This window comes from Lentibacillus populi, assembly GCA_014642895.1.
GTDB lineage: Bacteria > Bacillota > Bacilli > Bacillales > Amphibacillaceae > Lentibacillus_C > Lentibacillus_C populi.
This window is the reverse complement of record BMJD01000033.1, coordinates 1-23,557: the sequence shown is the minus strand read 5'-3', so window position 1 is coordinate 23,557 and position 23,557 is coordinate 1. Positions and strand designations below refer to the sequence as shown.

Below are 23,557 nucleotides of genomic sequence, written 5' to 3'. Positions count from 1 at the left end.
ATCACCTCCCATCAGCTAGTTCATTTTCTTTACCTGTACTGAAAGCAGGAGCATTACCAACTGGAGTCTCATTTTGTTTACTTGTACTAGAAGTTGGAACATCACCAACAGGTGCTTCATTTTGTTTCATTGTACTGATTGATTGAGCATCATCAAATCCTAACACCATAGTGATCATACCTGATAAAACTATCGTTATAACAACAGCTACAATTATTGCTATGATTGTACCTTCAAATATTGGGAGCGCAAGAATACTTGAGTACCCCATTTCAAATGCCTTTGCTCCTAAAAACCCAGCAACTCCTCCACCAATAGCGCCGCTAATCATTACTGCCAATAAAGGTTTTTTAAGTCTTAAGTTAATTCCGTAAAGAGCAGGTTCTGTTACTCCAGATACAATACATCCAATTGCACAACCAATTGCCTCTGTTTTAAGTTCTTTGTTTTTTGTCTTCAGAGCAACTCCAAGACATGCTCCTCCTTCCGCCATGTTATGCAAAAGTAGTGCTGGTCGGAATAATGCGTCAAATCCTGATGATGCAAGGCTTTGTACCATAACTGGTGCAAACATCATGTTCATACCAGACATAATTATAAATGGAAAGACAGCCGCCAAGAGCCCCACCGTTAAACCACCTGTTATACTGTAGACCCAAACAAATGCATGAACAACCCATTGTCCAACGACGGCTCCGATTGGTGCAAGAAATAAAACAACTATTGGCATAGACACCGCTAAAATGAACATTGGGGCGAAAACGGCTCTAAGTAAACCTGGAATTACTTTGTAGAAAAACTTTTCTAGTTTTGAAATCAAATATGCTGATAATAGGGCCGGAAGTAGTGTTTGTGAGTAATCAGTCAGAACAACCGGTATACTGAACATAGACATATCCGCGTGTCCTTCAACCAATTCTACAAAGTCTGGGTAAAGAAGCATTGCTACAATTGTTATCACAAACGCTGGATTCGATTTTAACTGTTTAGCAGCTCCATAAGCGATTAAGATTGGCATAAAATAAAATGCTGACAATGCTAAGAAATTAAACATCATATATGTTGGGCTATTTGCAGCCGATGGCCATATTGATGTGATGACTGACAAAACAACCCGAATCATGCCTGCCCCATATACAACTGTAATAAAAGGCGTAACAGATCCAATGATATAAGCCAAGATGTTTTGAAATACATTTTTTATTCCATTTTTTTCTCTTTTAGTCGTATTATCCGTTAGTTCTTCAGAATGGTTTTCATTTGAATTATCATCCGTTTTAATACTGTAATTGTTTTCAATTTTATTAAAAACAGTAAAAACGTTTTTACCCAGAATGATCTGGTATTGTTGCATACCATATGTCACACCTAAGACGCCTGGCATCTTTTTTATGGCTTCAGTATCAGCTTTATCTTTGTCTACTAAATGAAACCGCAGACGTGTTACACAGTGAGTAACTGATGAAATGTTTTCTAAACCACCAACGTTTTCGATAATAGCGGCCGTGAGTTGATCAAAATCGAGTGCCATGTTAATCCCCCTTTTTTATTGTATCGAGTTCAAATTTATACAAATATAATTCACGACAAAAGGTAGTGTTTAACAAGCCTAATGATGTGGATTTTTAAATAGAGCTTATCGTCGCCCGTTAGTTGATAATTATGTTTCTTCGAAGTGTATTTGTTAACTTTGCCAATACATTCATCTATATCTGCATACTTTTGTTCGTTAAGCTGTAATGTAAAGCTACTGTAACTGGAGCTATTTTTATTATCTTCTAGATATATCTTCTTCATAAAAAACTGTAAATGAATGATAAATCGTGAATAATCTAATGAGTTTTCATCAAAGGATAGGTTGAGATGGTGTTCAATGATTTCAACAATGTCATTAACTCCAGTAATAATCTTAAATGTATCTTCTGTAGTACTATTGCCCATTGCGTCAATAATGTGAAATGCAATTGAAGCTGCTTCATCACCATTCATGTTAACGTGATAAAAATCATTAATCATTTTAACTGCGTGAACACCAACACTGTATACATCTGAGTAAAATCTTTTAATATCCTCGGTAAAGATGTTTGAAAGATCCATACCTTCTTTGAATTTACGAATTGAAAAATTAATGTGATCAGCTAGGTTGATTATTAAATTTTGGTTCAACGTTACTTTCAAGGTTTTTTCGGCATAGTCAATTATTTTTTCTGTTAGCGTTATACAATCAAATGGGATTTCTTCTAGTAGCGGTATTATCTTCTCACGATAGCTACTATTCATAGGAACATAGACCTTAATTGCATCTGCCTCGTCAAGCCAATCATTGGAATGATATTTAAATCCAATCCCTTTTCCTATGGCAATTACTTCTTTTTGATTTTTATCAGTTGCGATAACGGCATTGTTATTTAAGATTTGCTTGATTTTCATTTTTGAGTTTTTCACTAAGTTTCACACATCCTTTCATATCGATTCCACAGAAGTTAAAGGAATACGGTCTAATCATCAAAAGCAAAGAAATTTTGTCCTTTGGAATATAGCATTGAATAAAAAATTGGTGGAAAATGATTTGATTATAAAAAAACAGGCAAAACCAAATCCTATAATTGATATAGGATAATGGTTTTGCCTGAAATAACTATACTTATTCAGTAACAAGCCCAATTTTTATTTTGATGTAAAGCCTTTCATTCTGTGTGTTAATAATGTAACACGTTAAGTAACTAATGTCAATAAGTTCTGATTTTTTAAGTTTACCCTTTTTCCATCTTCCCAAAGAAGTATACATTACAAGACGTTCTATTCTTAACTTTGCCTCGGCTGTATTCTACACTATTATACAAAAGTTGATGAAGAAATTCAATTTCTGTTCGCTTTGTCATCAGGCCGGATTAGGAACAAGGGTACCCGATTACGGATATTTTGTCTTTAATGCTCTGATTTCCTCTCTATGCCTATGAGTTAACTCCCTTTATAAAAGTAATTATGAAACAATGAAGAGATGAAGAAGGATGCATTTTATCTTGTAAAAAACAACCCTCGCCTACGCGTGGTTTGCTACTTCGTGTAGCGAAACAGCTTCAAAAACTGGTTAACCCCAAAAAGAAAGTATAACCAAATTCAGCTTTTATTTTTGACGATACGATAGACACTCGTACAGGAAAAAGATTGAAAAAATTTCTTATGTCAACGGCCATGTTGCCGGTCGTCGCAAAGGGAAAAGTACGCTTGGGTTTAAGAATCTGACAATGGGTTTGTTTGATGGCACAAGCTTTCACCCCTCCTTGATCTCAGCCTTCATTCGGAGCAGGAACTAAAACGAAAAGACAAGAAAAAGCAATACAAAAAAGAACGAAACCCGAAAACAAATGGAGCCAAACGGATAAAGGAATGTGATATCGACAAAATCACAATTGCACTAAGTATGTTGAAAAGAGCTGTCAAACATGGATTCAAGGCAAAGTACGTCCTGGTAGACAGTTGGTTTCCAAGTAAAGGTTTCCTATCCACTGTCAGGGCAACCAAGGAAGGCCTAATGCACGTGATTTGTGCCGTGAGAAAAGATACAAGGAAGTACATGTATAACAGCGAAGAACGGAATGCCAAAGAACCTTTGAAAGTGCTAAAAAAAGAAGGGAAAGAAAAAGGTTGTCGCAAAAAGAATGTGCGTTATTTCGAAGTAGTTGTCTATTATCCCGGTATTGACGAAACGGTGAAGCTTTATTTTTGTCGATGACCTTACCAAAAGGACTGGAAACTATACTTTTTTACAGATCAATACCTGACACTTGTGGACATGCTTGAAACCTCGCTGTTCGTTGGTCCATCGAGGTTTTCTTCAAGGAATCCAAACAGTTGCTTCGGCTGGGAAAATACCAATCCTGTAACTTTGATGCGAGCCCATGTTACCACTACATATATTCTGTATATCTTTTTATCTTATTTCCTCAGAATCAATGATTACGAGACGATTGGTGGGCTTTTCGCGGATATACGAGATGAAATGACGCAAAAAAAAATGTGGAACAGCTATGGGATATGTTTGATGAACTTTTGAATGCCGTTATAACAGCAATTTCGGAATCCGGAACTATTGATATCCGATTCTTTAAAATATCACCGGAATACGCCTATTTAGAAGAACCCTTTGAGGCATCTTTTTTGGGAAATCAGTTTTTGGTAGAGATAATGCTGCTTAATTTGCCGAAATAGAACATACATAAAACATAACAGGGACAAGGGAAATCAGGATATTTAACAGCTGAATCCCCTGTATTTTGGGGTGCAAAACTTAAGTTATTATATTTGATCGACACCCCGAGTACAAGGCAAGAGGAAGGAAATAGACATTTTTGCGGAAGGGGATATTACGTGGATACTGTTGAAGAAATGAGACAGTTATTAAAAAGTATATAAAGCATCAAACTGAAGCGGACATGATAGAGGATAAAATATACTTTGTAATCGGCTTGCGAAGCACGCCTTTAAGGCAGAGCAAGTACTATCCCTTATAGGACTAAATCAAACCACCTATCAAACAGGTAGTTTGTGTTTCACATTTACTTGGATATGGACTATTTTATTCAGTTGAAAAATGATAATTCCAAATATTAATTAAAAAATAAAATTCTTAGACTCCATCTTGATTATTATGAAAACTCATGTTACATTAAGTTATGACAACGATTACAAAACTGAGTTTAATATACTAAACCAAAGAGGGATAAAAGTGGAAGTTAAATATTGGGTACCTGCAATCGAAAGAGCGAACACCGTAATGACAGTAATTGCAAAAGAGTCAAGAAAATTAAAGTTAATGGAAATTGCAAAAAAGAGCAATATCAATAAGAGTTCACTTTTTTCAATTTTAAATACGCTAGAAGAATTAGGATGGGTTTATAAAGAAACTGATCAAACATACTCATTAGGCCCTAAATTAGGATTTTTAAGTGCTCAATATATCCAACAGTTTGATTTAACGAGATTTTTTGATCGTGAAGCTGAGAAAACAGTGAGGATAATTGAAGAAACGATTCAACTTTCAATTCTAGAAGGAAATGAAATTATATATATCGCAAAAAAACAAGGTCCACAAAGGGTAAGAATTGTGTCCGAACCAGGAATGAGGTTACCAGCGCATGCTACAGCAATGGGAAAAGTAATGTTGTCTACTTTTTCAATAGACAAGCTATCCGAAATGTACAAAGCTAGCGGCTTTGAAAAATTAACTGATAGGACTGTTGATAACTTAGATGAATTACTGGATCAAATAAACGAAATGGAGGAAAAAGGTTATATTGTTGAAAATCAAGAGGCTGTAAAAGGGTTTACTTGTATTGCAGCACCGGTGTGGAATGAACGAAATGAAATTATAGCTGCTGTAAGTTTTACAATGACCCTTGATAATTGGGAAATGAAAAGTGAAATTTGCAAAGAAGAGATAATTTCTCTGGCAAAAAGAATTTCTATTAATAGCCATGAGTGATTAATAGATGTTTTCATCGCCTGGATATTTGAATTAAATGTCCTTAGATTCTTACACAGATTTTTATGCTTTATTTTAAAAGGAGGTGATTTTATACAACTAATTGGAAATCCTACAAGTATTCTTTTTCCTTGAGTTCATTGCTTAAGCTTAAACATTGTTGATGAGAAGAAACGAAAACCGTATATGTAGAAGTCAATAAGAAATTAAGAAAGTTATGCATTAATAATTCGGAATCTATTTATTATTCAAATATAGAGTGAAGGAGAAATGGTGATGGGAAAGTACATGAAGATGGAAATCAGTTTATTGGCAATTCTGTTACTAATCTTTACTGCTGCATGCTCTTCAGAAACAGGTACAAGCAAATCGGAATCTGGTGGGGATGGTTCATCAGATAAAGACAAAACGTATACAATTAACATTGCTTTTGGAAATCAAACCGACGAGCCAATCGGTAAACTAGCTTCCAAATGGAAAGAACTCGCTGAAGAAAAAAGTGATGGCCGACTAGAATTAAAACTTTACCCAAGTTCACAATTAGGTGCCGAGAAAGATGTTGTTGAACAGGCGGTGATGGGAAACAATGTTATTGTTATGGCTGGATTTGATTTCTTAATGGACTACGTCCCAGATGCTGGTATTTTAACCGCACCTTATCTGGTTGAAGATTTTGATGATTTGCTGTATCTAACAGAAACTGACTGGTTTGAAGGAATTAGGACTGATTTACGTGAGCAAAATATCGAAGTTATCAATGCCACTACTGTTTACGGGGAACGTCACCTTTTGACAAATGAAAAGGTGACGTCACCGGAAGATTTAGAAGGATTAAAGGTTCGCGTTCCAGATAACCAAATGTCAATCAAAACATTCAATTCTATGGGAGCTGCTGCGACTCCGTATCCATTAGGAGAGTTATATACTGCACTTCAACAAGGACTTGTAAATGGGGCTGAAAACCCACTTCCAGTTCTACAGGGGGTTAAAGCGCATGAGGTTTCTAAGCATCTCTCTTTAACAGGACATCAAAAGTTTATTACCTCTTGGATTGCAGGAACCGAATTTATAGAAACGCTGCCCGATGATTTAGTTCAAATTTTAAGAGAAACGGGTGAAGAGGCTGCCGAATATGCACGAGGAGTCTTAGAAGAAGAGACTGCAGCAGTATTAGGTGAGTTTAAAGCGGCAGGTGTAAAAGTACACGAAGTTGATACAGAGCCATTTAAAGAAAAGGTACAAAGCGTATATGACGAATTTCCTGAATGGACACCAGGTCTATATGATAAAATTCAAGAATTGTTGAAGGACCGTTAGTAATTAGTTGTTTAATAGAGTTTTGGGGCATGTATGCTATATAGATTCCGTTAAGCTGCTTGCCCTATAAGCTCTATGTAACAGTAAGGTTTTACTGTAAAAGGAGTGAAACGTAGTGATTAAAAGAGGACTTAATGCTATCGATGATGTAGTGTCGACAATCGCTCTCGTTGGCGTAATTCTACTAACGGGCTTAAATGTTCTGTTACGGTATATATTTAATTCACCGATTGCGTGGACTATGGAAGTCGCACTTGGATTATTCATATGGTTTGTATTTATAGGTATAAGTTCGGCAATGAAACGTGATGGCCACATAGGTGTGGATTTCCTTGTCAAAAAGCTACCGAAACCTCTTCGGATTGTGAGTGAATTTATTCGGGCAGCCGCCGTTTATTTTGTGCTCATTTACGTTTTTATTTATCTTGGATCCAATTTAACCTTGTCGGCAACAGGTAAATTAACACCAATTCTTGGTATGAGTTACCAATTGATTGATGTAGCCGTTCCAATCGGTGGTGCAATAACAGCTATTCATTTTACGAAGAAATTTATTTTGTCTTTACGAGCCGAATGTAGAAACGAAGGAGGGGAAGCTTAAAATGGCTTTCACTGTCGCACTAGTTATCTTACTAGGGTTATTCTTGCTAAATGTTCCAATAGCGTTCGCTTTAATCATAAGTTCGGTTGTTTACGTTTTATTTAATGATGGCTATTCATCTGAAATTATAGTCCAACGAATGATTGGTGGACTGGAGTCAGTTCCTCTACTTGCAATAATCTTCTTTATTACAGCAGGTATTTTAATGAACTATACAGGAATAACTAGCAGAATGCTTCGATTTGCTCAAATGATTACAAAACGTCTTCCTGGTTCACTAGCCCAAGTTAACGTTGTTCTTAGTACACTGATGGGTGGACTTTCTGGTTCAAATATCGCAGATGCAGCGATGCAATCAAAAATACTAGTTCCCGAAATGGAAAAAAGAGGCTATAGTCGCGCCTTTTCAACAGCCTTAACAGCTGGTACATCTTTAATTACACCAATTATCCCACCAGGAATTGCGTTAATTTTATATGGGTTTATTGGAAATGTGTCTATTGGAAGTATGTTCTTAGCAGGAATTATTCCGGGAGCTATACTCTGTATAAGCTTCATGGTTTACGTTCATTTTTATGCGAAGAAACATAAACTAGAAACGGAAAAACAAGAGAAAACAACACTGAAAGATTTTCTTTTAACATCAAAAGATGCATTTCTTGCGTTATTATTGCCTGTTATTATTATTGGTGGTATTCGCTTTGGAGTTTTTAGTGCAACTGAAGCTGGTGCTATAGCGGTTTTTTATGCTTTATTTTTAGGATTAATTGTCTATCGAGAAATGAAACTATCACAGCTAATTAGTGCTCTTATTGAAACGGTACATACCGCGGCTTCGATATTGATCATTATTGCAGCAGGATCGGCATTTGCTTGGGTGTTAACATTAGAGCAAGTACCACAGAGAATGACTATGTTTATGACTGCATATGTATCCTCACCAACGACGTTTTTACTTGTTGTTCTCGTATTCCTACTAATTATTGGAATGTTTATTGAAGGGAATGTAACCATTATTATATTAACCCCTTTGTTTATGCCAATGCTCCTTCAATACGGAATAGATCCAGTCCATTTCGGGATTTTCTTTATTGTATGTATAAGTATTGGTACATTGACGCCTCCACTTGGGACGGTTATGTATACAACATGCTCCATAACCAACACAAAGGTCGAGAAATTTGTAGTTGCTAGTCTACCATTTTTAGTTTTGCTAGTTGTTGTTGCATTGTTGATAGCATTTATCCCAAGCTTATCCATGTGGATGCCTAATACTTTTTAATAAAGGAGATAACGAATGAGATTAAAAGATAAAGTTGTAATTATTACTGGTGCAGGATCTGGAATTGGAAAAGAAACCGCCATATTATTCGCAAAAGAAGGTGCCACCATTGTTGTCAATGATTTGAATGAAGATTCTGGTCAACAAACAATAGACGAGATTCACTCAAACAATGGTAAAGCACTTTTTATCCAAGGGAATGTCACGAAAACCGAAGATGTAAAGTACCTAGTGAATGAGGTTATTAAAAAGTTTGGGAGAATTGATATTCTTTTCAATAACGCTGGAATTAGTGGAGTTGGTCAGCTTCACGAAATAGAACCGGAGACATGGGAACAAGTATTTAAAGTAAATGTATATGGGATATTCCTCGTTTCAAAATATGTGATTCCCCATATGATGGAACAACGGTCGGGAACAATCATTAATATGTCTTCTTGTATAGCTGAAATAGGATTAGCTAATCGTGCTTCCTATGCAGCAACAAAAGGTGCAGTTTTGTCATTAACAAAATCTATGCAAGTTGATTATGCTAAATATAATTTACGGATAAATGCTTTAATGCCAGGTACGATTTACACTCCTTTCGTGGAAGACTATATATCAAAGTCTTCAGATCCCGAAACAACAATATCCACTATTAAAAAACGTCAGTTAGGCGATGAGCTTGGAAAACCAATCGACGTGGCTTATGCAGCGTTATATTTAGCATCGGATGAGTCAAAGTTCATGATGGGGTCTCCTATGTATATTGATGGGGGTGTAGTAAATGGAAAATAAGGTGTTGATAAATATGTGACTTAGAAAATTTATGATGCTCAGTATTTTGGTAGTTGGTTAAAAGGGATTTTGGATGGTAGAATTATTAACTTTTGATAAACAAAACTAGGAGGAATATTAAATGACTGCAACTGATGTGAAACTAAAAACATACTTAAACTATATTAACGGAGAATGGAGTGCTTCTGAAACTGAAGAAACGGGTACGAGTTATAATCCAGCAAATAAGGATGAAATTGTAGGATTCTATCAACTTTCATCAAGCAATGACTTTGATCAAGCGGCAACTTCGGCGCGTGCTGCTCAAAAAGAATGGCAAAAGCTTTCGGGAAATGTGAAAGGAGACTATTTCCTTAAGGCTGCATCCATATTAGAGGAACGAATTGATGATGTAGCTACTACTATGACAAAAGAGATGGGAAAAACATTTCCTGAAGCAAAAGGAGAAACTGCAAGAGGTGTGGCAATTTTAAGGTATTATGCTGGTGAAGGAATGAGATCCAATGGTGACGTGATACCTTCTTCTGATTCCGGTGCACTTATGTTTACGTCAAGAGCTCCGGTGGGTGTAGTCGGTATTGTTACTCCTTGGAACTTCCCGGTAGCAATTCCGCTTTGGAAGATGGCACCTGCCCTTATTTATGGAAATACAGTTGTAATTAAACCGGCAAGTGAAACTGCTATTACGTGTGCGAAAGTGATTGAATGTTTACATGATGCAGGTATTCCATCGGGCGTAGTCAATATGGTTACAGGAAAGGGCTCGGTTATCGGACAAGATATTGTGGAGCATCCGGAAATCAACGGAATTTCTTTTACGGGATCAAATGCTGTCGGAAAACAATTGGCCCACACTGCAGTATCAAGAGGCATCAAGTATCAGCTTGAAATGGGTGGGAAAAATCCAGTAATCGTTGCAAATGATGCTAATCTTGATTTGGCAGTTGAAGCTACAATTAGTGGAGGTTTAAAGTCAACAGGGCAAAAATGTACAGCTACTAGTCGCGTGATTGTACAAAATGATGTTTACGACAAGTTTAAAGAGAAGCTCTTGAAGAAAGTAGAAGAAATCACAGTTGGAGATGGCCTGGAAGAAGGAACTTGGATGGGGCCTTTAGTAAGTGAAAAACAGTTAAATACGGTTCTGGACTATATTGAAATAGGAAAAGAAGAAGGAGCAAAATTATTGTTTGGTGGAAATAAGCCTTCATCTTCTAATGCCGCAATCGGTCATTATGTAGAACCAACCGTATTTGAAGATGTATCCCCGAATATGCGTATTGCACGAGAGGAAATATTTGGTCCAGTTCTTGCTCTAATGAAGGTGGATACGTTGGAAGAGGCACTTAATATGGCAAATGATTCGGAATATGGTTTAAGTGCATCTATATTCACAACCAAAATAAGTAATATGCTTTCATTTATGGAAGACATGGATGCGGGAATGGTTCGTATAAACGCTGAAAGTGCTGGTGTGGAACTACAAGCACCGTTTGGTGGAATGAAACAATCAAGTTCACACTCCAGAGAGCAAGGAAGAGCAGCGATGGAATTCTATACAAATACAAAAACAGTATTTGTAAAGGGATAGACACGTATAACCTAGCAAATTCGATTAAATATGTAGGTGATAGTAACTAGTAGTTACTATCACCTAATATAAAAGCGCTGTCTTTTTAAGAAACTAACTACGAAAAGTAATAGCCTTGATTGAATCAAGTTAATTAAACTGGAGGCGTTTACAAAATGAATTATTCTTTTGAGGGATTTAAGAGGGATGATGGAACGGCAGGAACAAGAAACTACGTTGGTATTGTTTCTTCCGTAATATGTTCTAGCGCTGTAGTACATGAAATATCCCAAAAGGTAAGTGGGACTATTCCAATTGTCCATGCAAATGGCTGCGCCCAACTTGGTGATGATTTTAAATTAACAAGAAATACGCTTGTTGGTATCTCTTCAAACCCAAATATTCACTCTGCATTGCTTGTTGGATTAGGTTGTGAAACCAATCAAGTAAGTGGGTTACTGAATCGTACCCCGAAAACAAAACCAATCAAAGGGATTGGCATTCAACAACTTTCCGGAGGTACAAATACCATCCAAAAAGGGGTTTCGATTGCCGAAACGTGGGCCAAAGAAGCAACGGAGCAAAAAAGAACAACACTTCCCTTATCACGGTTAACGGTAGGGATTCTAAACGTTGATACGGATCATGATTCATTAAGAAAAACTGGTCCAGTAATAGGAGGCATTGTTGATAAATTAGTTGAAAAAGATGCAAAGGTAGTTATGGGACTTTCTAAAACACTAGAACCTGCTGGGGATTTATTGTCGGAACGAATAGTTAATCCAACCGAAAAGGAAAAGGTAATAAAATCTAGTAAGGGGTTACATCGTTTGCGTTGGAAAGATCCAGTTGTAATAACAAAGAGCAGCGAATTTACTGAAGAGGAAACAAAACTGGCGGCACTTGAATCGAAAATGACAGGATCAGTTTCGATAAATAGTGTACTAGATTACGGTGAGATTCCAAAAGAAAATGGTCTCTATATGATGAACATTTCTAGCAATGTTGTGGAATCGTTATCAAAAATGGCTTCAAGTGGTTGTAATGTTGTGTTGATCGTAAGTAATAGGGGAGTGTTGACAGGGTCGATTGCTTTGCCTTGTATGACGGTAACACCTCAACGTGACGAAAGCTCATTTGACGAGCTTATTGATTATACAATTAAAGGAAGTAACATCCACGAAGAAAGTGAAAGGATTATCGAAGAAATGTTGAAAGTATGTTCAGGAAAGCAAACACAGCTAGAGATGTTGGAGTTAGGCGAGTTTTCTATACCACACTTAGGAACTACCTATTAGGGAGGGATATCGATGATTCAACAAGTCAATGCCCTTAAGTTAGATGAAAAGGATAATGTTGCGGTAGCACTTGAAACTTTAAAAGCTGGAGAACTTTTATCTCTCCAAGATGAGACAAAAAAAATCAACGTGTCAAAAACGATACCTTATGGACACAAAGTAGCACTTGCTCCAATTCCTAAAGGTAAAAAAGTTATCAAGTATGGGGAGTGCATGGGGATTGCAACAAAGGATATAGCAGTAGGTGATCATGTTCATGTATCCAATGTTCGCGGATTAACCGAGGAGGATAAAAGTTCTAAAAAGGAGGGGATTAACTTTGAAAACATTTGAAGGTTATCGTAGGGCAAATGGAAACATCGGGGTTAGGAATCATACTATTGTTATCAATACAGTTGGCGAACTATCAGGACTTACCAAAAAGTTGGCTAATCTCGTTCCAGGTGTTATTCCAGTCGTTCACCAGGCAGGTCAATCCCAATACTCCGAGGACAGTGACCAAACCATTAAAACGTTAACTGGAACAGCTGGACATCCAAATGTTAGTGCTGCATTATTTTTAGGAATGGGAACGGAAGACCCTGCTGAAGGAATTGTAGAAACGCTAAAAAAGGATGGCCATCATGTCCACTCCATTATATTTGATAAGGATAAGTCGATTACCGAATGCCTGAAAGAAGGGAAAGACTGGCTTGAAAATGCATTGGAGCGAAGTAAGCAACAAACAACGGAGAAAGCTGATGTTTCCGAATTAACAATTGGACTCGAATGTGGCGGTTCAGATGCATGGTCGGGAATCACTGCTAATCCTTCGATTGGAGCCTTTTCGGATTCGATCGTTGCGGATGGTGGAACCAGTATTCTGGCTGAGACAACGGAAGCGGTTGGTGCAGTACATATTTTGGCAAATCGAGCGGTTAATTCAGAAGTAGGTAACAGATTTCTGGAAATAGTGAAAAGGTATGAACAACGAGCAAAAGCTGTGGGAGAAGATATTAAAGCTGCAAATCCTTCACCTGGTAACAAAACAGGTGGTTTAACGACACTAGAAGAAAAGTCTCTTGGGTGTATCAAAAAGGGAGGCAATTCTACGTTAATGGAAGTAATTGATTACGCTCATTCGCCAACGGAAAAAGGATTTGTATTTATGGATACACCAGGCTATGATGTTGAATCTGTGGTAGGACTAGTGGCCGGCGGAGCACAAATTGTTTTATTTTCAACTGGCAAAGGTTCGCCAACCGGGTCTCCAATAGCTCCAGTAATAAAAATTGGAACGAATCCTAAATTATATGAAAACATGCCCGAACATATTGATGTGAATGCTGGAAAGATAATTGATCAAAATTATACGATTGACCAAATTGGAGAAGAAATTTATTCAAAAGTTTTACAAATAGCTAATGGCGAAATTACTGCTTCCGAAAAATATAATAACCAAGAATTTAGTATTTGGCGGTTAGCGGAAACACAGTAATATCGGAACGATCAAATGGAATTTTACAGGGAGGATTTTAATTGCGGATTATTCGTTTCTTAAATAATAATGAAAAGCCAACTTTAGGTGTTTTAACTAGTCAGCAGCAAGTTTCCCTTTTGCCTTATTCTGATTTTATGGAGTTAGTAAATGATGCGGAAAATAAGAAATGTACCCCTTTGAAGCTGGTTCAACAAATAATCGATAAAACTGGAACCACGGAGGTATTTATATATGATGAATTGAACCTATTAACCCCTATTGCAGCCCCCGAAGTGTGGGCTTCAGGAGTAACTTATTTCAAAAGTCGCCAAGCGAGAAATTATGAAGCGTCTAATGGGAATAGTGACAGTTCGCAAACATTTTATGACAAAGTGTATGATGCTGAACGTCCTGAGCTTTTCATGAAGTCAACTGAGGCAAGAACTATTGGGCCAAATAAACATTTGAATATTAGAAGTGATTCAAAATGGCAAATTCCAGAGCCGGAAGTTGGCGTTGTAATAAATAAAAAAGGTAGGATTTTAGGTTATACAATAGGCAACGATATGAGTTCGCGGGATATTGAAGGGGAAAATCCTTTATATTTACCTCAAGCAAAGATTTGGAAAAACTCTTGCTCAATTGGCCCCGCAATAGTATTAGCTGAATCGGTACCAGATCCTTATAATTTAGAAATTAGATTGTGTATTTATCGTGAAGGTATGAAAATAGTCGAGGAAAGTGCAAATACAAATCAATTGAAACGAAAGTATGAAGAACTTGTTACCTACTTAACGAAAGATAACCTCATTTTTGATGGAACAGTTTTATTAACAGGTACGTCTATTGTACCACCTAATGAATTTACACTGCAGGATGGAGACCGTATCGAAATTGAAGTTCCAGAGATCGGTGTATTAGCTAACCCTGTTAAGAAATTAATTTCAAAGGAAAGTCGTTTGATTAATAATTAATCATTCCCGATAATTAATAGTGCTTAATAGTAGATTTTTTGGGAGGTAATTCACTATGAAATTAGTTACATTTATGAAAGATAATAGTCCATCATTAGGTGTTAAAGTTGAAGAAGGAATAATAGATGTTGCATCGGCATTATCCAGTCTGCCTATGCAACACGTACCCACAGAAGTAATGGATGTAATTAACGGTGGATATAAAACGCTATCTGTTTTAAGGAACTATATTAGTACCCTTGATACTAGTTCTGATTCTTCTTATGTGCTTAATGATAAAGAATTGGATTGGGGACCATGTGTTACAAATCCAAGTAAAATAATTTGCATTGGTTTAAACTACCGAAAACATGCTGAGGAAACGAATGCAGCTTATCCTGAAACTCCAATTTTATTTAATAAATATAATAACACGCTGACAGGCAATTTTTGTGATATTGCAGTACCTAAAGTAACAAAGCAGTTAGACTATGAAGTGGAATTAGGGATTGTAATTGGAAAATCGGCAAAAGATATTTCAAAAGAAAACGCCTTGCATCATGTTTTTGGATATTTTACTGCAAACGATTTATCAGCAAGAGATTTGCAATTTAGAACAAATCAGTGGTTACTAGGTAAGACGTGTGATGGTTTTAGCCCTATTGGCCCGTATTTAGTTATAGCAGATGATGTAGGAAATCCAAATAACTTATCGTTAAAAACAACAGTGAATGGAGAAGTGCGCCAAAACTCGAATACATCAGATATGATATTCTATTGTGACGAAATTATTAGCTATATTTCCCAATATATGACACTCAATCCGGGAGATGTAATTTTGTCTGGAACTCCTGAAGGCGTAGTCCTTGGGTTGCCAGAAGAAGAACGTGTGTATTTGCAACCGGGTGACGAGGTTACAGTCGAAATTGAGAAGTTAGGTAAATTAACCAATACATTTGTATCGGAATGATTGGTATCTACGCGAAGCATATAGTTCGTAATATTTTATAAACGAAAACGAATGGAAGCAAGTAATGATTGATATTACTTGCTTTCGCTTTCATAAATTTATAATATTTGGATAGCCAAATGGAATTTCTGCTCGATGTAAAATGACAAAAGGTACTTTATCGCCATCGCTTGTCATGGTATAACGGTTAAGGCATCCAAATCATCCTTTCGTTGGTATTTGTGTGGTTACTTAACCAATACGACAGGTGGTTTGGATTTTCCTTTTTTTATCATCAAATTTGTCGGATTATGTTCCCCGTAAATTATTACTGAACCATTTTAAAATGTATGTGTGATATTCAGTGCGTTTTTGTATGGAAATTTCCACCCAATTAATTGGTGCCTAAGATAAATACCTTTTCTAAAGGAGTAGTGGAATCTATGGATATTTCAACAAAATTAGCTCAAACAATTGTTTTGGACATGAAGAAAATTATTAATCAGGATATCAACTATATTAATACCGATGGAATGATAATCGCAAGTACAGATACTAGTCGTATAGGTTTATTTCATGGAGGAGCGAAAAAGGTTAGCTATACAAGAGACAATCTTATAATCCGGTATGATGGTGAGTATACAGGTGCACGAAAGGGTATTAATTTGCCTATATATTTTGAAAATACTATAGTAGGAGTAGTTGGTATTACTGGAGAAAAACAGGAGGTGGAAAAATACGGGGAAATCATCAAACGAATGACTGAACTGCTGATTAAAGATGCGTATATAAACAATTTAAGAAATAAGGAAAAAGAAAATCAGCGAATGATTATCGAAGAACTTTTATTCAATGATGAGAAAAAGTATGACAATGGTTTCTTGAGTCGAATAAAAGTTTTTAATATAAAAGAAAATGTTCCAAGGGTAGTAGTTATTTCAGAGGTCTTAGGTGAAAGTTATAATATAATTGAAGAGAAAGATAAGATTTTGAATCTATTTAATTATAAAGTGATAAAGTGCACTGAGAATCTAATGATGCAAAATAAGAATAATATTATCATGATATTAAAAAAAGTTTCCCGGGAAAGTATAGAACCCACGTTTAGAGAGATTGCTTATACCGCCCAAAAAGAATATGGATTAAGGCTTAAATTTGGGATAGGAATCGTTGCGGAGGAACTTCATAAGATAAGAGAATCTTATGAAAAGGCACGTATTGCTCTAAATTGGGGTATATCGTCGAAAGATGAAGATATCAACTACTATAGTGACATGGATATTGAATTGATAGTAGAAAATGTAGATAAAAATGTAGAAAACGAATTTTGTAAAAAGATAATGGGAAATTTAGATGGCAAGGATATCAGTGAGTATAGTGAAATTATCCATCTTTTTGAAAAGTTTAACGGGTCCATTAAACAAATATCCGATTCATTGTTCATTCACAAAAATACCTTACAGTACAAATTAAATAGATTGTGTCATAAAACAGGATATGACATGAGAAAATATAAGGACTTTGTTGTACTAAGAATAGCTTTCTTGTTGATGGAATAGTTAATGGTAGTTCATAAAAGCGATATATTTGTTATGCATAACAAATATATCGCTTTTATGATGTTTCTTTTTTGGCTTACAGTACATAGAAAATGAATTAAATTAAAATTATAATATTTATATTAGTAGGAAAGCGTTTTCTTATCGTGTTGAGAAAAGTTATGGTCGACTGGTTTTAACTGATTTTTTTGTTTGAATGGTATTGAAATTATTAAAATGGGAGGAAAAAATGAATATGAAATGGAAAGCTAGAGCCTTAAGAATGGGCGAGTTATATGTTGAAAAATCTTCTTTGACCTATCAAAACAACGTAGGAGAACATTTATGGATTCCAATGTGGGCAACGGCCTTATCTGGAGGTGGGTATAATATTTTAATAGATACTGGGATTCATGATCTGAAATGGGTAAAAGAAAATATTTGTCCTTGCAGACAGCAATCAGATGAAATAATAACAGAAGCATTAAGACAAGGGGTGGGCTGGACTCCAGAAGATGTTGACATTGTAATCAATACGCATCTTCATTATGATCATACCGGAAATAATAACCTTTTTTCAAACGCACGTTTTATTGTCCAGAAAAAAGAATGGGAAGCGGCAAATAATCCTATACCTTGTCAAGAATCTATCTACTTAAAAAAACTGTTTGATTCCTCTGCTGTCAATTATTTTAATTGGAGATTTGTAGATGGTGAGGAAGAGATTGTACCAGGCGTAAAGGTATTTTTAACCCCGGGACATTCAGATGGGCATCAATCTGTCTTGGTAAATACTGAAGAGGGAAATCTTTGCGTATCGGGAGACGTTGCAAATCTGCTTGAAAACATACATGAAAATATTCCGGCTGGGATTTTAACATGTACGAAAGAAATGTATGGAAGTATGGAGGAAGTTCGAAAAAGGGCGGAATTTATTCTTCCTGGGCACGAATATTCTATAGAAAAATATCAGAATTGTAACTTCCCTTTAATCAAGAGCTGATGGGAAGGTCTGTACTGGGTTGAAGACAATCTTTTAAAAAGGCTATAAAAAGAATGCTTACAATGGTAGACTTTATTCCGGTTTTTGAGATTCAAATCATCGTAATACGAGGGGGAAAACTTATGAAAAATACTGCTTCAAAACTTGAGATTTCAAAAGAACCAGAAATAGGCTTATTGCCGCGTGCCCCATCCTATTCTTGGATAGCTTTAGTTTTTTTATGGCTCATTTTTGCTATGAACGCAACAAGTAGAGAAATTATGAATCGGGTCATGCCGGCTATCGTCGATGAATATGAACTTTCTGCGAATGTTGTAGGGCAAATGGTTTCATTAATTATGTTATCTACTGGTGTTTTATCCATTTGGGGTGCATCTTGGTCGGATAAAAAAGGTTTAGGTTGGGCACGAAAATATAGCGGGGTTTGGATAGCATTAGCATATACATTCTTCTCCGTTTTGACCGGCGTTTCTCCTTTAACTTCGGCTGCAGTAGGATTTGTGATCTTTCAGGTGATTAAGAATATGTTTGGAGGTATAGGAGAGTCAATTGAAGTTAGTACAGTTGCGGAATGGTGGCCTAAAGAGCGTAGAGGCTTTGCCTTAGGAGCTCATCATTCAGCATATCCTTGGGGAACGTTACTAAGTGGATTATTAATCTCAGTTATTCTTGTAAATACCGATGGGAACTGGAGAATGCCGTTCCTTCTTGTTCCACTATTAATCGTCCCTATTTATGTAGCTTACTGGTTCTTTTCAACTCCAAAAAACTTTAAAAAATATGAAAAAAATGCTATTAATATGAATTTGACTCCTACCTTAGATTCAGTAGAGGTTCAAGAAAATAAAAAGGGTGCTATTTTAGAATCCCTAAAGAATCCTAATATTTTAGTGGGAACGCTTTGTGCACTATTAGGACAAGCAGCATTTACGGGATTAAACTTTTGGTTATCACCTTATTTGGCCTTTGTTGGTAACTTTGATTATGCAGCCGCTGCAGCATGGTCAGTTATTTTTACAATTACGGGGGGGCTCGGTCAGATTTTTTGGGGAAGTATATCTGATACGATAGGCCGTAAAAGAACAATGCTGATTTCTTTTGCATGGTTAACAGTTGCTTTAGTTCTTTTTCAATTTAGTGCACAAAGTATATTATTGTTAGTTTGCATTCAACTTTTTGCAGGTATTTGTACAAACGCAATTTTCCCAGTTATTTTCTCATTAATTACAGATTCTGCTAAAAGTGGATACACTGGTACTGCGATGGGAATTGCAATGACAGGGATGTATATTGGTGGTATTTCACCAACTGCTTTAGGATTCTTTATTAATACGGGTGGTGGATGGGATTCCCAAACAGGTTATATTACTGGTTTGTATTTCTTAGCTAGCTGTATGATTGTTGCATTTCTTTTGACTTTACTCTTTACAAGGGAGACTGTGGGAAATAAGCGAGGAAAAGATTGGTCCCTTGTAAGTAAAAAATCTTGCGGTATAGAATAAGACGATTTTTTAGTTTATAACTGAGTAAAAAACTTCTGATCACGATTAATTTCCTTAATATTAAAACAAATAATATGTTAGCTCATTTTGTCTGGGGTTATGCTTAGACGAAATGAGCAAAAGTAATAGCGGCATTTAAAAAGAGGTGCTTTAATCATATGAAAAAGTTCAATAATCAAATTGCTCCATCTACGTTTAGAGGTAGTTATTATAGCTTTATACCAATTATGTTTCCAGGTTTATTGCTTTTTATTTTTTCCCAAAGTATGGGTCCTGCTAATTTGGTTCTTGGCGTATCTATAGGATCATTTTATGTCGCTTTAATTGTCTTTATCTTTTTTATTAAACCTCAAGTTACGATAACAGATAACATAATCATTACAAAATGGTTTTATAGCGAAAAGTTGTTGAAAGCAGACCTTATCAAAAAAATAGTATTTGTCAATTCCAATTCCATTCATATTTACAAAAAAAATAAAAAACTTCCAATTCAATTATCATTTATGTATGGCTTTATGACTAAATTGCTATTTTCTAAATTGGAAGCATATGCAAAAAGGAATAAGATTATTCTCGAGCAAAGAGCAATAGTTCATACACAAAATTAGAATATATGTAATTTCATTCAATCGAAAATTTGTTATGTGTAATAAATGTTTCGATTATAAACCTACGTGTTTCTGGTATACAGAACGTAGAAGATAGGAAGTATTGCAGTTATAATGAATAGTAACTTTAGAGAAAACGCTTTCCGTCATAATGTATAGAATGGACGTGGTGAATTGAATATTATTATTGCTGCAGATTCGTTCAAAGGTAGTGCAACTACTTTTGAAGTAGCAGATTTTATCGAAAAGGGAATAAAAAGAGTCGAGCCATCAGCAGCTGTCACAAAGCTTCCACTTGCCGATGGTGGAGAAGGAACCGTTGAAGCATTAGTCACAGCATTAAACGGTAGATATATTGAAAAAGAAGTAACTGGTCCATTGGGTAAAAAAGTTACAGCTAAGTTTGGGCTAATAGATAATGATATCGCAGTTATCGCTATGGCAGAAGCATCAGGACTTACACTTATAAAAAAGGAAGATAGAAATCCTTTTAAAACAACAACCTATGGGACGGGGGAGTTAATTAAAGTGGCTTTCGATTATGGTGTAAAGGAAATTCTTGTTGGAATCGGTGGTAGTGCTACTAACGACGCTGGAGTCGGAATGGCACAGGCCTTAGGTGTCACTTTTAAAGACAGGTATAACAAAGAAATTGGATTTGGGGCCGAAGCTCTAGAAAATATGGAATATATAGATACCTCAAATATAGACAGTAGAGTGAAGAATACGAAAATAACTGTATTTTCAGATGTGACAAATCCCTTGTGTGGAAAAAATGGAGCTTCCTACGTATATGGGCCGCAGAAAGGCGCTTCAATCAAAGATGTTGAAAGATTAGATCAATTATTAGATAGATATGGGAAAAAATTAGAGGAACAATTAAACATTCACATTATGAATAAGGAAGGTGCAGGCGCTGCTGGTGGACTTGGAGCAGGGTTGTTAGCTTTTTGCAATGCAGAAATATATTCTGGTATAGATAAAATATTGGAAAAGATTAAATTGGAAGATCACATGAAAAATGCAGATTTAGTAATAACTGGTGAAGGAAAACTGGACTTTCAATCCGTATATGGAAAGGCACCTATAGGAGTTGCAAAGATCGCTAAACAATATAATATCCCTGTTATTGCTGTAGTGGGAAGTGAAGAAACCAGTATTATTGATGTATATTATCATGGAATTGATCTAGTTATAGACATCATCAATAAACCAATGAGTCTGAACGAAGCGATGGAAAATGCATATGAACTAATTGAAAATGCAGGAGAAAAAGTAATAAGGGCTTTTAAATTGACCAATAAAAAATTTACGATTGAGGAGGAAATGTTATGAGTATGAAATCAAAAGTACTCTTTGTTTTCTTTAACGTTGTTTATTTTACATTTGATTGGATTTTATTACCCTATGTACCAAATCCGATACTTTTTGGGTGGATCCCTTTGCAATTATTCCTATTATTTGTAATACCGTTGGTAGCAGCATTTGTTTGGGGCCTTTATTTCAATAACTTTTTCAAAACGCAAAGACATGTGAAGTACGATGAATAAAGGAGGTGCAGTTAAATGAATGCAAATGTATTAATAATAATCGGAATATTAATTTATGGAACTATACTTGTATATCATGGATTTAGATCCTTTAAAGCAACGAGTAAATCGTCAGAGGCCTTTTTTACAGCTGATCGTGGAATAAACCCATTTGTACTATTGGCTACTACAGCAATTTCTGTGTTTTCTGCGTTAGCGTTTTATGGTGTTCCTGCAGCTATTTACAGGGAAGGAATAGGATATCTTTCAAATACTGGTGGGATGATTGCAGGGCTACTATTTGTTGTTATAGGTTATCGCCTTTGGATTTTAGGAAAAGAATACGGTTTCGTTACCCCCGTTGATTTCCTTAGATCACGATATAATTCCAATGGTTATGGGTTACTGGTAGCAGCTATTTTAGTTTTATTTATTGTGCCATACGTTGCAATGCAGCTTATAGCTATTGGTGATGCTGCAGTTGTAACAACAAACGGGATGTTGCCTTATATTCTAGCCGTTGGATTTGCGACGATCGTTGTTTCATTGCATATTATTGGCGGGGGATTGAAATCGGTAGCATGGATGGACGCCTTTCACTTTATGTTAGGTACTGGTACGTTAATCGTTTTAGTTGTTTATTTAACGATAACTTATTTTCCTAACGGTGGTTTGGCCCAGGCGGTGAGTACAATCCTAAATGATCCTAAATTGACACCTATATTATCCCATCCTGGACCAAACGGAACATTTAACTGGCAAGGAACTTTATCTAATGTATTAACCGGTGCGGTAGCGACTGTAGTTTGGCCACACATTTTTATGAGAATGTATGTTGCAGCAAATAAGGATACATTCAGAACCATGTCATGGTCTTTACCTGTAGCTTACGTTTTCGTTTATTTCCTAATTGCAATTCTTGGTGCAATCTTAGCCCCAGCTATTTTAGGACCAGATTTTGCTGATACAGACAGTATTATATCTGTGTTGTCAACTGAATATGCACCACCAATTATTTCGTTTATATCATTATTGTGTTTGTTTGCATTTGGTGTTTCAACAGCCGATTCACTACTTTTATCAGCAAGTGCTATTGGCTCACGGGATATCTATGTTCATCATGCTTACGAATTAAAAGGAAAGAATATCGAACCTAAAAAAGTCGTTTATTTTGGGCGAGTCTTGCTTGTTATTTTAATGATTTTAACATTAGTGGTTGTTGCCCTGAGACCAGCATATATAGTTGATTACGCTTATGCTTTATCTTCGCCATTCTTTGCTCAAATTCTACCAGCTACAATAGGCGGATTATTTTGGAAAAGAGGAACAAAGGAAGGGGCATTTGCAGGTACTGTTTTAGGATTAATCGTTACAACTGTATTTACATTCTTTGTTGCACCTCCTTTTGGTTTCTCTGCGTTGGCATGGGCTTTACTTGTTAACACAGTTGCATATATTGGTGTAAGCTTAGTAACTAAAGCTCCAGAAGAATTAATTAATAAGTATATTGTAAGGGTAGATTCCATTATTAATGCTGGTTCTGAAATGAATTCTGCAGTAGATTCTTCTCTATCAGCGTTAAATAATAAAAAGCATTCCTGTAATGAAGAAATTTGAGGGAAAACAAGCGTAGAATCGATTTTACGAAAAAGGATCCCACTTGGTAGTATAGAGAGTGTCATC

At 36.0% G+C, this 23,557-nt stretch carries 20 protein-coding genes and 1 pseudogene; 19 read left to right on the top strand and 2 right to left on the bottom strand.

What is annotated here, in order from left to right:
• Position 1: 1 nt before the first annotated feature.
• Positions 2–1,531, bottom strand: coding sequence for a PTS transporter subunit EIIC (locus tag IEX12_RS16665; RefSeq protein WP_188725534.1), 1,530 nt, complete (start codon positions 1,529–1,531; stop codon positions 2–4).
• Between the two features lie 50 nt (positions 1,532–1,581).
• Complete coding sequence (locus tag IEX12_RS16660) at positions 1,582–2,445, bottom strand: PRD domain-containing protein (protein WP_188725533.1); 864 nt, start codon at positions 2,443–2,445, stop codon at positions 1,582–1,584.
• A 341-nt stretch (positions 2,446–2,786) separates the two neighbouring features.
• Between IEX12_RS16660 and IEX12_RS24010 the strand changes: the two are divergent.
• The 19 genes and pseudogenes from IEX12_RS24010 (at position 2,787) to IEX12_RS16570 (ending at position 23,491) form a co-directional block, all read left to right on the top strand.
• Positions 2,787–4,212: pseudogene (locus tag IEX12_RS24010) on the top strand (IS4 family transposase).
• Between the two features lie 517 nt (positions 4,213–4,729).
• Positions 4,730–5,485 carry an IclR family transcriptional regulator gene (locus IEX12_RS16655; RefSeq protein WP_188725532.1) on the top strand — a complete coding sequence of 252 codons (756 nt, stop codon included), beginning with the start codon at positions 4,730–4,732 and terminating at the stop codon, positions 5,483–5,485.
• 276 nt (positions 5,486–5,761) lie between these two features.
• Entirely contained in the window at positions 5,762–6,802 is a 1,041-nt protein-coding gene (locus IEX12_RS16650; RefSeq protein ID WP_286171222.1) for a C4-dicarboxylate TRAP transporter substrate-binding protein, read from the top strand.
• A gap of 115 nt (positions 6,803–6,917) precedes the next feature.
• Complete coding sequence (locus IEX12_RS16645) at positions 6,918–7,403, top strand: TRAP transporter small permease (protein WP_188725531.1); 486 nt, start codon at positions 6,918–6,920, stop codon at positions 7,401–7,403.
• Position 7,404: 1 nt separating this feature from the next.
• Positions 7,405–8,685 (top strand): TRAP transporter large permease, encoded by a 1,281-nt coding sequence (locus IEX12_RS16640; protein WP_188725530.1) that lies wholly within the window; start codon positions 7,405–7,407, stop codon positions 8,683–8,685.
• 15 nt (positions 8,686–8,700) lie between these two features.
• On the top strand, positions 8,701–9,465 hold the full coding sequence (locus IEX12_RS16635) for an SDR family NAD(P)-dependent oxidoreductase (RefSeq protein ID WP_188725529.1): 765 nt from the start codon (positions 8,701–8,703) through the stop codon (positions 9,463–9,465).
• Between the two features lie 121 nt (positions 9,466–9,586).
• Entirely contained in the window at positions 9,587–11,056 is a 1,470-nt protein-coding gene (gene gucD, locus IEX12_RS16630; protein WP_188725528.1) for an alpha-ketoglutaric semialdehyde dehydrogenase GucD, read from the top strand.
• Positions 11,057–11,211: 155 nt separating this feature from the next.
• Positions 11,212–12,333: a UxaA family hydrolase gene (locus IEX12_RS16625; protein ID WP_188725527.1), complete on the top strand. Its 1,122-nt coding sequence runs from the start codon at positions 11,212–11,214 to the stop codon at positions 12,331–12,333.
• A 12-nt stretch (positions 12,334–12,345) separates the two neighbouring features.
• Positions 12,346–12,666, top strand: coding sequence for a UxaA family hydrolase (locus tag IEX12_RS16620; RefSeq protein ID WP_188725526.1), 321 nt, complete (start codon positions 12,346–12,348; stop codon positions 12,664–12,666).
• Entirely contained in the window at positions 12,653–13,810 is a 1,158-nt protein-coding gene (locus IEX12_RS16615) for a UxaA family hydrolase (protein ID WP_188725525.1), read from the top strand. Before IEX12_RS16620 ends, IEX12_RS16615 begins: the two co-directional genes overlap by 14 nt.
• Positions 13,811–13,851: 41 nt before the next feature.
• Entirely contained in the window at positions 13,852–14,766 is a 915-nt protein-coding gene (locus tag IEX12_RS16610) for a fumarylacetoacetate hydrolase family protein (RefSeq protein WP_188725524.1), read from the top strand.
• Positions 14,767–14,821: 55 nt separating this feature from the next.
• A complete protein-coding gene (locus tag IEX12_RS16605) occupies positions 14,822–15,715 on the top strand; it encodes a fumarylacetoacetate hydrolase family protein (RefSeq protein WP_188725523.1) in 894 nt (297 codons plus the stop codon).
• Positions 15,716–16,137: 422 nt separating this feature from the next.
• Positions 16,138–17,253, top strand: coding sequence for a CdaR family transcriptional regulator (locus tag IEX12_RS16600; RefSeq protein ID WP_188725522.1), 1,116 nt, complete (start codon positions 16,138–16,140; stop codon positions 17,251–17,253).
• 229 nt (positions 17,254–17,482) lie between these two features.
• Positions 17,483–18,235 (top strand): N-acyl homoserine lactonase family protein, encoded by a 753-nt coding sequence (locus IEX12_RS16595; protein WP_188725521.1) that lies wholly within the window; start codon positions 17,483–17,485, stop codon positions 18,233–18,235.
• 122 nt (positions 18,236–18,357) lie between these two features.
• On the top strand, positions 18,358–19,737 hold the full coding sequence (locus IEX12_RS16590; protein WP_188725520.1) for an MFS transporter: 1,380 nt from the start codon (positions 18,358–18,360) through the stop codon (positions 19,735–19,737).
• Positions 19,738–19,895: 158 nt separating this feature from the next.
• On the top strand, positions 19,896–20,345 hold the full coding sequence (locus IEX12_RS16585; RefSeq protein WP_188725519.1) for a hypothetical protein: 450 nt from the start codon (positions 19,896–19,898) through the stop codon (positions 20,343–20,345).
• 174 nt (positions 20,346–20,519) lie between these two features.
• Entirely contained in the window at positions 20,520–21,680 is a 1,161-nt protein-coding gene (locus tag IEX12_RS16580; RefSeq protein WP_188725518.1) for a glycerate kinase family protein, read from the top strand.
• Entirely contained in the window at positions 21,677–21,895 is a 219-nt protein-coding gene (locus IEX12_RS16575) for a hypothetical protein (protein WP_188725517.1), read from the top strand. Before IEX12_RS16580 ends, IEX12_RS16575 begins: the two co-directional genes overlap by 4 nt.
• Before the next feature lie 15 nt (positions 21,896–21,910).
• The gene (locus IEX12_RS16570; RefSeq protein WP_188725516.1) at positions 21,911–23,491 is read left to right on the top strand and encodes a sodium:solute symporter family protein; all 1,581 of its coding nucleotides are present in this window, start codon (positions 21,911–21,913) and stop codon (positions 23,489–23,491) included.
• Positions 23,492–23,557: the final 66 nt, after the last annotated feature.

What these genes read in the sequence shown, in the direction of transcription:
- IEX12_RS16570 (WP_188725516.1), top strand. Translation starts at nt 21,911, where the DNA reads ATGAATGCAAATGTATTAATAATAATCGGAATATTAATTTATGGAACT.
- IEX12_RS16665 (WP_188725534.1), bottom strand. Translation starts at nt 1,531, where the DNA reads ATGGCACTCGATTTTGATCAACTCACGGCCGCTATTATCGAAAACGTT.
- IEX12_RS16600 (WP_188725522.1), top strand. Translation starts at nt 16,138, where the DNA reads ATGGATATTTCAACAAAATTAGCTCAAACAATTGTTTTGGACATGAAG.
- IEX12_RS16595 (WP_188725521.1), top strand. Translation starts at nt 17,483, where the DNA reads ATGAATATGAAATGGAAAGCTAGAGCCTTAAGAATGGGCGAGTTATAT.
- IEX12_RS16650 (WP_286171222.1), top strand. Translation starts at nt 5,762, where the DNA reads ATGGGAAAGTACATGAAGATGGAAATCAGTTTATTGGCAATTCTGTTA.
- IEX12_RS16640 (WP_188725530.1), top strand. Translation starts at nt 7,405, where the DNA reads ATGGCTTTCACTGTCGCACTAGTTATCTTACTAGGGTTATTCTTGCTA.
- IEX12_RS16620 (WP_188725526.1), top strand. Translation starts at nt 12,346, where the DNA reads ATGATTCAACAAGTCAATGCCCTTAAGTTAGATGAAAAGGATAATGTT.
- IEX12_RS16635 (WP_188725529.1), top strand. Translation starts at nt 8,701, where the DNA reads ATGAGATTAAAAGATAAAGTTGTAATTATTACTGGTGCAGGATCTGGA.
- gucD (WP_188725528.1), top strand. Translation starts at nt 9,587, where the DNA reads ATGACTGCAACTGATGTGAAACTAAAAACATACTTAAACTATATTAAC.
- IEX12_RS16575 (WP_188725517.1), top strand. Translation starts at nt 21,677, where the DNA reads ATGAGTATGAAATCAAAAGTACTCTTTGTTTTCTTTAACGTTGTTTAT.
- IEX12_RS16605 (WP_188725523.1), top strand. Translation starts at nt 14,822, where the DNA reads ATGAAATTAGTTACATTTATGAAAGATAATAGTCCATCATTAGGTGTT.
- IEX12_RS16625 (WP_188725527.1), top strand. Translation starts at nt 11,212, where the DNA reads ATGAATTATTCTTTTGAGGGATTTAAGAGGGATGATGGAACGGCAGGA.
- IEX12_RS16590 (WP_188725520.1), top strand. Translation starts at nt 18,358, where the DNA reads ATGAAAAATACTGCTTCAAAACTTGAGATTTCAAAAGAACCAGAAATA.
- IEX12_RS16585 (WP_188725519.1), top strand. Translation starts at nt 19,896, where the DNA reads ATGAAAAAGTTCAATAATCAAATTGCTCCATCTACGTTTAGAGGTAGT.